11 protein-coding genes are annotated in these 14,016 nt (G+C 36.1%); 1 reads left to right on the forward strand and 10 read right to left on the reverse strand.

Translation table 11 applies throughout. The annotated features are described in order from the left end of the window. Positions 1 to 47 precede the first annotated feature (47 nt). From kdsA to tpiA, 4 genes are all read right to left on the reverse strand, one after another. Positions 48 to 884, reverse strand: a complete 837-nt coding sequence (gene kdsA, locus ACFIKH_RS02075) for a 3-deoxy-8-phosphooctulonate synthase (protein WP_375625933.1) — start codon at positions 882 to 884, stop codon at positions 48 to 50. A gap of 36 nt (positions 885 to 920) precedes the next feature. After that, positions 921 to 2,549 carry a CTP synthase gene (locus ACFIKH_RS02080; protein WP_375624988.1) on the reverse strand — a complete coding sequence of 543 codons (1,629 nt, stop codon included), beginning with the start codon at positions 2,547 to 2,549 and terminating at the stop codon, positions 921 to 923. A 127-nt stretch (positions 2,550 to 2,676) separates the two neighbouring features. Further along, positions 2,677 to 3,132 (reverse strand): preprotein translocase subunit SecG, encoded by a 456-nt coding sequence (gene secG, locus ACFIKH_RS02085; protein ID WP_375625929.1) that lies wholly within the window; start codon positions 3,130 to 3,132, stop codon positions 2,677 to 2,679. An 82-nt stretch (positions 3,133 to 3,214) separates the two neighbouring features. Beyond that, positions 3,215 to 3,979, reverse strand: a complete 765-nt coding sequence (gene tpiA, locus ACFIKH_RS02090) for a triose-phosphate isomerase (protein ID WP_375624990.1) — start codon at positions 3,977 to 3,979, stop codon at positions 3,215 to 3,217. Between the two features lie 154 nt (positions 3,980 to 4,133). Between tpiA and ACFIKH_RS02095 the strand changes: the two genes are divergently transcribed. After that, entirely contained in the window at positions 4,134 to 6,023 is a 1,890-nt protein-coding gene (locus ACFIKH_RS02095; protein ID WP_375625927.1) for a peptidyl-prolyl cis-trans isomerase, read from the forward strand. 917 nt (positions 6,024 to 6,940) lie between these two features. Here ACFIKH_RS02095 and ACFIKH_RS02100 read toward each other — a convergent pair. The 6 genes from ACFIKH_RS02100 to serS form a co-directional block, all read right to left on the reverse strand. Next, complete coding sequence (locus ACFIKH_RS02100; RefSeq protein ID WP_375625925.1) at positions 6,941 to 7,801, reverse strand: phytoene/squalene synthase family protein; 861 nt, start codon at positions 7,799 to 7,801, stop codon at positions 6,941 to 6,943. 774 nt (positions 7,802 to 8,575) lie between these two features. Continuing rightward, entirely contained in the window at positions 8,576 to 8,962 is a 387-nt protein-coding gene (locus ACFIKH_RS02105) for an Mth938-like domain-containing protein (protein WP_273723333.1), read from the reverse strand. A gap of 449 nt (positions 8,963 to 9,411) precedes the next feature. Then, a complete protein-coding gene (yajC, locus tag ACFIKH_RS02110) occupies positions 9,412 to 9,864 on the reverse strand; it encodes a preprotein translocase subunit YajC (RefSeq protein WP_375651541.1) in 453 nt (150 codons plus the stop codon). Positions 9,865 to 10,548: 684 nt separating this feature from the next. Further along, positions 10,549 to 11,730 (reverse strand): peptidoglycan DD-metalloendopeptidase family protein, encoded by a 1,182-nt coding sequence (locus ACFIKH_RS02115; RefSeq protein WP_375670884.1) that lies wholly within the window; start codon positions 11,728 to 11,730, stop codon positions 10,549 to 10,551. 155 nt (positions 11,731 to 11,885) lie between these two features. Next, positions 11,886 to 12,545 carry a protein-L-isoaspartate(D-aspartate) O-methyltransferase gene (locus ACFIKH_RS02120; protein WP_012754986.1) on the reverse strand — a complete coding sequence of 220 codons (660 nt, stop codon included), beginning with the start codon at positions 12,543 to 12,545 and terminating at the stop codon, positions 11,886 to 11,888. Between the two features lie 133 nt (positions 12,546 to 12,678). Then, positions 12,679 to 13,956 carry a serine--tRNA ligase gene (serS, locus tag ACFIKH_RS02125; RefSeq protein WP_375625918.1) on the reverse strand — a complete coding sequence of 426 codons (1,278 nt, stop codon included), beginning with the start codon at positions 13,954 to 13,956 and terminating at the stop codon, positions 12,679 to 12,681. Positions 13,957 to 14,016 lie beyond the last annotated feature (60 nt).

Below are 14,016 nucleotides of genomic sequence, written 5' to 3' on the forward strand. Positions count from 1 at the left end.
GTCTTGATTCATTTCTAATGTCCTATTAATGAAGTGTTTTTCTCTTCTCAATTCAACTTCTTTGACAGATAATCAAACTCCATTAAAGTCTCAAGCAATCTTTGTAAATTATCAAGTTTAACCATATTGGGTCCATCAGAAGGTGCATTATCTGGATCTTGATGTGTTTCTAAAAAAATACCAGCTACCCCAACAGAAACAGCTGCACGCGCTAAAATTTCAACAAATTGACGCTGTCCACCAGATGAAGCACCCTGCCCCCCAGGTTCTTGAACAGAATGCGTTGCATCAAAAATAACAGGAGCACCAAATGAACGTAAAATAGGCAATGAACGCATATCAGAAATAAGTCGGTTGTAACCAAATGACGTGCCTCGCTCACAAAGCATAACATTCGGATTACCACTGTAAACAACCTTTTTTAAAACATTCTCCATGTCCCACGGCGCTAAAAACTGACCTTTTTTAATGTTAATAACACAGTCTGTTTTGGCGGCTGCTACCAAAAGATCTGTTTGACGACATAAAAAAGCCGGTATTTGTAAAATATCAACCGTAGAAGAAACAATTGTACATTGCTCTTCTGTATGCACATCAGTTAGTACAGGGCAATTAAACTCTTTTTTTAAATCAGAAAAAACAGCCATTGCCTTTTCAAGACCAATACCACGTGCCGCACCCAAAGAAGTTCGGTTAGCTTTATCGTAACTCGATTTATAAACAAACCCGATACCAAGCTGATCGGTAATTGTTTTAATACGACCAGCCATTTCAAAAGCATGATCGCGACTTTCCATCTGACACGGCCCTGCAATTAATGAAAGAGGCATTTCATTTGAAAAAATAATATTTCCAACTTTCACACGGGCATTTGGTTTAGTCATTTTATCCCTCAAAAGCAAAGTAACCCAATTTATGCATTAAACTAATCGACTTTGTTCTACAGCGGCTTCAATAAAAGAAGAAAAAAGCGGGTGAGGATCAAAAGGACGAGATTTTAATTCTGGATGATATTGAACACCAATAAACCATGGATGATCTGCATATTCTATCGTTTCTGGTAAAATACCATCAGGAGACATCCCAGAAAAAATCAAACCACACTGTTCTAACTTATCCTTATAATCAATATTGACCTCATAACGATGACGATGTCGCTCGACAATCTTGGTTATCCCATAAATTTGAGCAATATGACTCTCTTCTTTTAATTCAGCAGCAAAAGCACCAAGACGCATTGATCCGCCGAGATCACCATTTCTTGTACGTTTTTCAAGAACGTCTCCTTTAAGCCATTCTGTCATTAAACCTACAATTGGATTTTCTGTTTCGCAAAACTCACTTGACGAAGCATTCTTAATCTGTGCAATATTGCGCGCAGCTTCTATACAAGCTAATTGCATCCCAAAACAAATCCCTAAAAATGGGACTTTACGCTCTCGTGCAAATTGAATTGCTCGAATCTTTCCTTCTGCCCCTCGTGCCCCAAAAGCACCTGGAACCAAAATTCCATGGGCTTTTTGTAAAGCTGAAACAGAATCTTCTTTTTCAAAAAGTTCCGAATCAATCCACTCAATATTAACTTTTACTTTATTCGCTAAACCACCATGTGCAATCGCTTCAATAAGAGATTTATAAGCATCCTTTAAACCCGTATATTTTCCTACAACAGCAATCGTAACTTCTCCTTCAGGATGGTGAATACGATGCGTAATATCTTCCCAACGATCCATCTGAGGGGAAGGTGCCGAATCGATTCCAAAAGCACAAAGAACTTCAGAATCCAAACCCTCCTTATGATATGCCATAGGAACATCATAAATTGTTGGCATATCTAATGCCTGAATGACTGCATTGGAGCGAACATTACAAAAAAGTGATAATTTGCACCGTTCTGTTTCTGGAATAGATCGGTCTGCACGTACAAGCAAAATATCAGGAGAAATACCAACTGCTTGCAATTCTTTGACAGAATGTTGTGTTGGTTTCGTTTTTAATTCACCTGCCGAAGGTATATAAGGCATTAATGTGAGATGGACATAAACGACACTTTGTCTTGGTAGCTCATTGCGAAGCTGACGAATCGCTTCTAGAAAAGGCATTGCTTCAATATCACCAACCGTTCCGCCTATCTCACACAAAACAAAATCAAATTCTTCATTTCCCATCGTAATGAATCTCTTAATTTCATCCGTAACATGAGGGATAACTTGGACTGTTGCCCCCAAATAATCACCACGCCGCTCTCGTTCAATGATATTGCGATAAATACGCCCTGTTGTGATATTATCTTGGCTATTTGCAGAACGCCCAGTAAAACGCTCATAATGACCAAGATCAAGATCCGTTTCTGCACCATCATCGGTCACAAATACTTCACCATGTTGATAAGGTGACATCGTACCTGGATCAACATTTAAATAAGGATCAAGTTTGCGAAGACGTACACGATAACCACGAGCCTGTAATAACGCTGCTAACGCCGCCGCTGCAATGCCTTTTCCAAGGGAAGAAACCACACCACCAGTAATAAAAACATAACGTGCCATGGGCTTATGGTGATAAGCAATTTATAATGATTTTTCCAGCAAAAAATGCAAAAAGAAACAATTTTTCTTCTAAAATAAAAAAGGTGAAAAAATCACCTTTTTAAAAAGTCTATATTTTCTTAAAAAACTATTTCGTACTGTTATCCGGAACTGTATTTTCAAGAACCGGTGGAACTGGACTTTCTGCTTCAGGATTTGCGGACTGTTTCTGTTCCTGCGGAGAATTCGAATTGCCTCCTAGCTGTTCAAGAATAGAAGGGGAAGAAGACTCACCATCTGATGATGGGACTGATTCTGATCCTTTATTGGTAGAATTCTGTTCTGAATTAACCGGTATACGCTTTAAAATATCAGAACTAGAATTTGATATATTACCCACCACGGTAAGCCCAATAGACACAACAAAAAAACAACAGGCTAAAATAGCAGTCAAACGTGTTAAAGGATTTCGAGATCCACGAGTTTTCATCAACCCTGAGCTATTACTCACACCTAGCCCACCACCTTCTGAAGGTTGGATTAATATAACACCAACCAGAGTAATCACAATCAACAAATGAATAACTATAAGTACTGTTTGCATAAACCCTGCTCTTCAAATAACTCTTTCATAGCTATTTACACATAAATAACACACAATCCAAGGAGAAACTAAAATTTCTCTACTATAGTTTACGACAAACATCGCAAATAGTTAAAAAATCAATCGCTTTTAAGCTTGCTCCACCTATTAAAGCACCATTAACATGAGGAATGCTTAAAAGCTCAAATGCATTGGATGGCTTTACGGACCCACCATAAAGCAGACGTATCTTATCGCCTTCATCACTAAAACGAGAGCGCACCTTATCACGAATGAAATGATGTACTTTTGCAATATCTTCTGGAGTCGCTGTATTGCCGGTGCCTATCGCCCAAACAGGTTCATAAGCGATAATGGTATTTTCTGCTGTTGCATCATCTGGTAAAGATTCTTCAAGCTGCTGCGTGAGAATATCCAGTACTTTATTATTATTACGCTCCTCCAATGTTTCACCAATACATACAAGAGCCACAAGACCTGCTCGCCACGCAGCTTGCACTTTGGCACAAACAATCGCATTATTTTCTTGGTACATTGTACGACGTTCTGAATGCCCAATGATGACATGACTTGCTCCTGCTTCTTTAAGCATAAAAGCTGAAATATCTCCAGTATAGGGACCATGATCATCAAAATGACAATTTTGTCCTCCCAAAAGGAGATTTTTGCCATCCAGCATATCAGAAGCACGGGATAAAAGCGTTGCTGGGACACAAATAAGCGCCTCAAAAAGATGACTGAGATCAGATCTAACGCCTGTAGCAATAGCACGCAACTCTCCAAGTGTTTCACCCGTTCCATTCATTTTCCAATTTCCAGCAAGAAAAGGCCGAGTATTTGGAGACATATTTTCACCTCAAGAGCTCTTACAATACATTGTTTATCTGTAGTTACCAAATTATAACATGAAAGCAAGTCTTTAAAGCTTGCATCTTTTGTCTCTTTATTGCAAATTCTATTACTGCTTTTGTAATAATTTATGTTAAAAATAGGATTGAACAATGCTTGACGTCATAAGAAGTGCTACAAATTCTTGGATTTTCAGAATTTTCCTTGCTATTTTACTCTTATGCTTCATTCTTTTATGGGGGGTACCGCATTTACACAAAAAAAGTGAAAGAGATCTTATTACTTCTGGAAAATCCACAGTAACTGTCGATGATTATCGTCTCGCACTTGCCGATCAAAGTGCACGTTTAGCCCAAGCGGCTCATCTTGGACGTATGTTTACAGCAAATGAAATGCAGCAATACCAAATTCCTGCTTTTGTGTTTAATCAATTACAACAAAATGTATTGCTTGATGAACAAGTACGTAAAATGAAAATAAGTCTTTCAAAAGATACAATAGCTCATACGATTGGTTCTGATAAGATGTTCCAAGTAAATGGCACTTTTGATAAAAATTTATTTTATAACTATCTTCAGCATTTACGTATTAGTGAAAGTGCTTTTCTTAATTATTACTCCAAACAAGAAAAGCGTAACCAACTTATTTCAGCTTTACTCTCTGATATGAAAGCACCAAATCTCTTTTATAAAGCACTTGCTCTTTATCAAGGAGAAATGCGTATTGCTGATTATCTCGTTATTGATCTAAAAGAAAAGGAAACAATTGCTGATCCTGATGACGAAACACTACAAAAATGGTTTAAAACACATCAAAGTCAATTTCGTGCTTCAGAATACCGCACTGTCTCTTTGTTATCTATGGAACTTAATAATTTTGTAAAACCTAAAGATATCTCAACAGATGAGGCAAAAGCCTATTATACACAAAATGCTTCACGTTTTGTAACGCCTGAAAAGCGTACATTCGAGGAACTGCGATTCCCCTCACGTGAAGAAGCCGATAATGCAGTAAAAAAAATAGCTGATGGATTGAGTTTTGATGAACTGGTAAAAGCTGAAAAAAAGACTCTTAATGACATAAAAAAAGGGCCTATTGCAGAAAATGAACTTCCTAATCATCTAGCATCTGAAGTTTTTGAACTTCAACAAGGCCAAGTCAGTCCTGTGATAAATGACTTACAGGGTCCTGTTATCATTCGCGTCACACATATTGAACCCTCAAGCTCTCTTCCTTTTGAAAGTGTCGAAGAAAATATTCGCCAAACACTTGCCAAAAATCGTGCTACTGATGATATTCGTAACAATTATGTAGCCATTGAAAATGCTCGTTTTGAGGGTGCTTCTCTCAAAGAGCTAGCTGATCAATACAAGTTATCTTTGCGCACAATTACCATTGATAAAACGGGAAAAACGCTTGAAGGTGCAATACTCACAGATTTACCTCAAAAAGATATTTTACTGAATGCCATCTATCAATCAAACGAAGGAGTCGATCTTGATCCTCTCTCTTTTCAAAATGGTGGTTATCTCTGGTATAAGGTCGATAAAATTATTCCTGCCCGCGATAAGACACTTGAAGAGGCTAAGCTAGATGTTCTTTCTCAATGGAAAAGTGAGGAAATTCAACGTCTTCTTGATGAAAAAGCCCAAAATGCTCTCAAGCAGCTCACGGAAGGAAAAAGTCTTGTTGCTCTTGCTCATACCCTTGCTGTTACAAAACAAACAACACCAGCCCTCCGGCGTCAAGACTCATTTGCCCCCCTTGGCGTTGAAGGGATTAAAGCATTATTTTCTGCTCCCAAAGGTCATTATGGCATCATAAAAGGTCCAGTTTCAACAAACCGTATCATTTATCAAATAAAGACTGTAACCATGCCTCAAGATATCACGCCTCATACTCTTTCAACTGAGGTTCGCACCAATATAGATATGATGATAAGAGAAGATCTCAAGCTAGAAATGCTACAAGTTGCCAATAAAGAACACCCTTTGGAAATTAATAGCACAAATTATAATCAGATCTTTAACGCTCTCCAATAAAAAGATTGTGCATAATTTAAAGAACTTATTCGATAAAGTTTCCATCAACTCTTCGTCTATAGTTGAAGAGGTAAGATAGGTCTCTTGTTTCCATATCTTAGGATCAGTATTTGTATAATGATTAATTCTCTCGCAAATCAGTGCATGTATGGATTTGCGAGAAAATAGTCAACGGAATGTAGAGTCGTTTTTGCAACGCATTAAAAAATATTATCCATCCAAAGGTTGTAAAAGTTGCCGCACACTAAGCTATACCCATTAAGCTATAAATGTCATCCCTATCGTCATACATTTATAGCTTATCATATTGCTACTCTTAATACTCATTCATAAGGAGCGTATTGCTTTTTCTTTAAATGATTTCATTTACACACCCAACTTATAATATACAAAAAAACTATTTTTAAAATTCATTATAAAAATGAAGAAATCTTTTTCTATTCAAGACTCTCATTCAATATGAGAAAAAACGAATTATCATTATAAATCAATATATTCATAAATCATAACAGTCATCAATTATGATTTTATAATTTCTCAAAAATAAGAGTTTTTTATAGACTTATAGACTGCCAAGACAACTTCTCTCATAAAATAGAAATTTTATTTCATTTGCAAATGAGATACAATCAACATACTTAAAAGTTTTTCATCAAACAAACCAATGTATTGAGCTTTATCTCATATTTTTCTTTCTCTGCATCTCACCCTTCCAATACACTGAATAAAACATATTACCGATAAAGAAATACATCGTATTTTCAAGATCATAAAATTTCTTATTCTTTTGCGCTCATAACAACCAAAACATCAACATTTTTTATAACAAAAAATGGTTTGGAAACACCATAGTTCCTTTTATCTTCATATGAGAAAATCAGTCTATATGTTACGCATTCCGACATAGTAATATTCTTTTACAATATCTTTGGAAAATTGCCGCTTATTGCTGCCCTTGTTATCAACCAATAGCGATATATCAATGGCAACGTTGCATTCTCTTGAAAAATTTCAGCCCCCAGCTGTATAGCTTTTTGAAGAGAAGCCGGTACAATGACCAATGGAAGAAAAGCTGGCTTAAGAACTCTAGGTAAAGCACAAGAATACTCGTGAAATTGGGTATAATGATCGCGCGATAATGCTACCATAGCTTCAACAATACGACCCTTTTGTTGATCACTGAGACGATGAGATTCCAAATCTTCCCTATTCACTCCTACAGCCTTTAATATATCAGTAGGTAAATAATATTGATATCGTGATTGCATGAATGATAAAAGACGCAATACACCACTTAATCCTTGAGATATCCCTCCATGTTCATAGATATCTGTAAACTCTTGTGCAGTATCAGGATCTAATATCTGACAAGAAAGCTGTAAAATTATGCTTGCTGTCTCACCACAATAATGCTCTAGATCATGAAGCGTTTCTATTGGATTGTGATAAAGATCTAAAATTTGTGCATTACAATAACGTAAAAAAGCTGTCTTAGGTAAATTAAAAAGAGTCATTGCTTTCAATAAATCACTCAAAATCGGATTATTTCCACTCGTTTGTATTTCACCATGAGCAATAGAATCATACCACCAACGTAACCGTATTTCTCCTATGAGTGGATCATGTACACTTTCGCGAATACGAGAAACTTCAGCATTAAATACGTAAAGAGCAGCCAATGCTTGGCGCTTTTTTTTAGGCGCAAATAAAACCGATATATAGCGATCACGATCTATGGTACGTAAAATATCAAGACAATAAGGAAGAGAGCCTATCATTCGAACCTATTAACGTCCCTTTTTTAGCAATGAAATTAATATCCTCTTTTTATTCATATTAAAAAATGAGGGATAAGCAAATACAGCTCAGAAAATAAGATTTTTAAATGTGTCTCTTAACTGTATTATGAATTAAAATTTCTTTTCTAGTCACTTTTCGTTTTAGAAAGAAAAAAATTAAATAAATAACTTTTCTGATAAAACTTATCTTATCAGACTTCAAATTTTCATTTGCAGTAAAAAAAGTTAAAAACTAATCGTAACATGCATAGTGAAAATTAGAACAACAAACAACGCAAAACACTTTTTAGTGGATAGATGACAATGTTATTTTGTAAAAAACGCACTGATCACAAAAACTTCATCAAAACATTGATTTATAATGATAAATTTTTATACGTTAAATTAGAATCCCAAATATCGTAGATATGCTTTCATTTCAAACCAATTCCATGTTGAATCAATCAAAACTATTCCCTTGCACGTCACAAGCGGAGCTGGCTTGTAGGTAAAAACTGTATAAGAAAGAATTTAAAATGCCTCTTATGAACTGTCTCAAGTGCCAAGAGTTGATCACTCATGTGATTCATTGAACTACGAACAAGCTCTGCCCTGAATACTTGCTGCTGTATTTAAAAACACTTAATGCGTTAAGTTATGTATATTTTATTCCCCTTATATCACCACTTTAAACGACGGTATTTTACGGCGCAGTAAAGTAATCACACAATTCTTTCATACTAGATGAGAGAATTTTTTTTATTAAACAATACTCTATTCTACCGCAAATAATAATGCCGCAACAGCGCGATCTTCAGCCAATAAAACATTAAATGTACGCACCGCCGCTCCCGTACTCATTGTATCTGATGAAATACGTTTTTCCCATAAAAGAACCCGTAACTCTTCAGGTAATCGCAATAATTCAATTCCAGTACCTATTAATAAAACTTCGATTTCAGAAGCTTCTTCTAAAATACGAGATATATCCTCTTGAGTGGGAATAGGTCCTGCCATATCAATGCCATAAATACCTGATGGTACACAAATAATAGAACCTCTATGAGACATATCAGCAAAACGAAATCCACCATTTCCATAAGCATCAATAGGTGCGCGACTTGGAAAATGCGCTTCACGAATTTGAATTGCATCGAACATGAACAAGCACCCTTTATTTTTGAATAATCCAATTGTCTTTACTACTTCTCACCATAAAATTAAAGGAAGGCTGATACAAACATTGATATCTTAACCATAGCCTAGTATTGAAGTGGAAATTTTATATAAAACCCTAATCTTCTCATACAACGAGTATATGAAAATTTGATAATAAACCGCAATCAAAAGCTATACCTGCTTAAATAAATCTATCTTTTAAAAAGTTTTCTCAGCTTATTTACTCGCAAGTTTCTTTTTATAGAAACAATGATCTTGTTTAAAAAACAGAAAAAAATTGCGTAATATTCTATAAATAAAGCAACTATTTTAATAATCTCAAGGAAACAAAAACTCCATTTTCTGTAGCCACTATAAAAGCTATTTTTCCAATGAAATTGTCCTGATCTTGCCAAGCTTTTTATAAAAATGCTTAAAACTGCCACTACACCTTAAGATGCATTTTCCTTTGATATAGCTTTTTTCTCTTTAGAGACACTCATATTTTCTTTCGTTGTCGTTTTAGATTTAGACTTTTGTGGTGTTTTTGTTCTAGCATTAAGCTTTGATTTTTTTTCTGCAATCGGCTCACCTTTAACGCGCACATCAGCTAATGTTGAGCGAATAACACGAATATTCATACTCTCACCAATTTCAACCTCTAATTCACCACTCTCGTCGTGAACCTTCGTAACTTTGCCGATGATACCACCACCCGTTATAACTGTATCACCACGACGTACTGCATTAAGCATTTCTTGGCGTTTTTTCATTTGAGCACGCTGTGGACGAATCATAAAAAAATACATAATTGCAAAAATTAAAATGAGAGGGACAGCGCTAGCAAATGAAATTCCACCGGAAACATCGCCTGCAACTTGAGCATAAGCGTTCGTAATAAACATTTTCATCTCCTATAGTTAAACCTCAGGTATTTCCCACTCTATTAAAATGAAATTCCGATACAGAAAAAATTCCTAAAGAATTTATCATAAAAAGCAATAACTACATAATCTAATCACAGCTTTACAAAAATACAATAAATCCTTAAGAGATAGAATACCAAAATACAATGAGAAAAATCTTTAAAATAGATTCACTTTCCCCTATTATATATCCTAAAATATAGAATTTTTCACTAACTCAATAAATTATACAAGATAATTTTTCTCATGAAAAAACTTTAATTTATATAGATAATTCATCGTTTTTGATATCGAATGACAGATCTAAGTACAGTAAAATACTCTCATTTCAAACCCTCTGAATTAATCAAAACGATTTTCTTGCACGTCTCACATATGAAATGAGCCTGTAGATAAAAACTTTTTAAGAAAAGCGTGAAATATCTCTTTTCATGCTTCTCTCAAATGCAAGAGCAGTTGGAACACTGAAAGCTGACAAATAGTATGATGCTATTGCCTTACACTTTCATAAACACAAAGATGGTAATATCTAACGCCCCAACGAAATACTCTGATTAAACCAATGATTTTTTGCTGCAATGTTATTGATTTAAGAAAATCAATTGTTTTTCATGAAGTTTCTATAAACTGTAAGGCTATTCAAATTTTAAAGTCATCAATCAATTAGTTTTCTAAATATTTAAGGGGATCAACAGGTAATGAATTCTTACGCATCTCAAAATAGACACGTGGCGTTTTAACATTTCCTGAAACACCAGATTTAGCAATCTCATCACCGCGTCTTATCCTTTGTCCTTTGTTAACAACAAGTTTACTGTTACATCCATAAATAGTGATAATATTATTTTCATGTCGAATCATCACAACATTACCAAGCTCTTTTAATCCATCTCCCGCGTAAATAACAACACCATTTTCTGCCGACTTTACCGAAGATCCTTCCGGCACTGCAATATCTATTCCTCGATTCATTACTGTTCCCTTTTTTTGACCGAACTGGCTTAACAAACGCCCTCGTACTGGCCAACGCATCTTAGAAATTCCTGTGGCTTGCGGAGTCGTCATATTATCTGTATTCGTAACAGTATTTGACAAACCAGTCTCATGATTCAATTGCGTCATCTGTTTAGAAAAATTTTTCTCAGAACTTGATTTGTTCATCTTTGCAGGGGGTGGCGTTGTTACAGGAGCTTTATATATAGGAGAGGACTTCTTGTTTTTTATAGAGGACATCAATTGAGATTGGGCTGCAGATTCTGTTTTTGACACTGTCCAATCGTTATTATTGTGTGCATTTGAAGCTGCTAATGTACGCCTGCTTGGAACAACAAGTACCTGACCGATATAAATGGAATTGCTGTTTATACCATTTGCTAATTTTAATGCCTCAACACTAACCCCTATTTGTCGTGCAATACTGAGTAGTGTATCTCCACTCTGGACAATATAAGAATTCCGCCGAAAAATAGGAGACTTATCCATTTGTGAACGAGAAAGAGTTCCAAGATTACGTGGAGGGGAGCCCATAACGCGACCATCAGAAGAAGTTATCCTACCTTGATGTGGAAAATTATAGGGAGAATTGTCATCTCCCCACGAATCATCGCTTGATTCCACAGGCGGCAATTCAGTGCTTTGTATCATACCACTACCGTATGATAGCATTCGCGGATCTATAGACATTGTGCTCGATATATTTGATTGAGATGATACCGTACGATGAGAGAACATATTAGAAAAACGCTGTGTACCAGAACTACAACCAGTAACAATAGTTACCACCGCTAAAAAAGTTATTCTCTGAAAATTATGCTGGAAAATATTATCCAAAGCTTTTAGACACATCGTTTTGCTCACTCATCAATAATCAACTCACTCTATTAAAGCTTTTTTAAATTACCGAAGAGTTAAAATGAGATGTTTTATTCATAAATATCTTTATATAAGATCAAAATGAATTTAACATAGACAATTTGCAGAAATTTCTTAGCTTTTAAAAATTAAAGTATCTCCGCAATGCCTTTAATAAAAGGTTGGTAACGCACTTGGAACAGTTCTAAACACTCAAATCGACTACCAATTTTTGTATAGCGCGTCACCGTTTGTACCCCTTCGTCAGGTCCTATCGCCTGAATGAGAATTCCGTTTTCAGCTAAAAGTTCTAAAAATTCCTTGGGTTCATCAAAACGTGATGGCCAAATAAGAATGCGATCAAATGATCCCAAGCCTGTCACACTATGACTTCCATCAATCTGCCGTATAATAATATTTTCAATTCCTAAAGTTTGAAATTTTTGGCGCGCCAAATCAACAAGCGTTTTATAACGATCAATCGTTGTCACACGGTCACTCAGACATGCCATAAGCGCAGTACAAAAACCAGATCCTGTACCGATTTCTAAGACGCGATGCCTTTTTTTCAACGATAATGCCGAAAGAATTAAGAGTTGTTCTTCCAAACGTTCCATATATTCACCACACTCAAGGGGAATAACTTTATTATCATAAGCACTATTAAACCAAGGAGCAGAAACAAACTGTTGACGCGGAATTTTCTCTAATGCCGAAAAAAATCGCACGTCATCAATGCCTTTGCTACGCATTTTCAGTACAAGAGCGGCTAACTCCTCACGAAATTGTAAAATACCCTTTTGCCCCATAGTATCATTCAATCTCCAATGGAGGTGCACTTTTATTATACTGACAAACTGCTTCTTTTAAAATGGCAAAAACTTGCGTTTGCATATTATCACCTCTTGGCAATAAACGCATATTGTCTCTCCTTTCGTAAAATTAAGCAGTAATACAACGCATGCCTCCCATATAAGGTTGTAAAACATCTGGAATAACAATTGATCCATCAGCCTGTTGATAATTTTCAAGCACGGCAATAAGACAACGTCCAACAGCTGTACCAGAACCATTAAGGCTATGAACAAAATGCAATTTTTTATCGCCTTCTGTACGATAACGTGCATTCATACGACGACCTTGAAAATCTCCACAAACTGAACAGCTAGAAATTTCACGATAACATTCTTGACCAGGAAGCCAAACCTCGATGTCATAGGTTTTACGTGCTGCAAACCCCATATCACCCGTAGAAAGAACCACTGTGCGAAAAGGCAAACCAAGTCGTTTTAATATATCTTCTGCACATTCTGTCATACGTTCTAATTCAATTAAAGACTGCTCTTCACTGGTAATTGAGACCATTTCAACTTTCCAAAATTGATGCTGACGCAACATACCGCGCGTATCACGACCGGCTGCTCCCGCCTCTGAACGAAAACAGGGAGATAAAGAAGAAAATCGCAGTGGTAAATCTGATATTTCAAGAATTTCATTGTTGACCAAATTGGTTAATGGCACTTCTGCCGTAGAAATAAGCCATCGACCATCTGTTGTACGAAAAAGGTCTTCAGCAAATTTCGGCAATTGTGCTGCTCCGTAAACAATCTCATCACGAACAAGAAAAGGTATTGAGACTTCTGTATAACCATGCTCATTGACATGCACATCAAGCATAAATTGACCTAATGCCCGTTCTAGCCGTGCTAACGCCCCTGAAAGTATTGTAAAACGTGTTCCAGACAAACGACTAGCTCGTTCAAAATTCATCTGCTTGAGATCTTGACCAAGATCAAAATGTTCCTTTGGTGTAAAATTAAATGTTGGAGGTGTACCAAAATGTCGAATGACGACATTATCACTTTCATCTTTACCTTCTGGAACATCATCTAATGGAATATTTGGAAGTGCTGAAAGAATTTTTTCAAGACTCTCCGTCAGCTGTTTTTCTTCCGCTGTTGCAGAGGAAAGAAAGATTTTAATCTCTTCACCTTCAGCTCTAAAGCTTTCAGCCTTTTGCTGATCAGATACCGCTAAAGCCTGTCCTATTTCCTTTGAAACCGCATTGCGACGTTCCTGCGCCAATTGTACCTTAGCAATATGCGACCGACGTGCAAGATCAAGTTGTATTAACCTCTCAGCTTGCGGCTCAAGACCTCTACTTACGAGTGCTTTATCTAATTTCTCAGGATTGTCACGAATCCACTTAATATCAAGCATAAAAATTCCTCATTTATATTTTTTTATTAATTTCTTATCGCATAAGATTATACACTTTTC

Origin of the sequence: Bartonella sp. SD1336NMGDW, assembly GCF_042193565.1 — a bacterium.
Classification (GTDB): Bacteria; Pseudomonadota; Alphaproteobacteria; order Rhizobiales; family Rhizobiaceae; genus Bartonella; species Bartonella grahamii.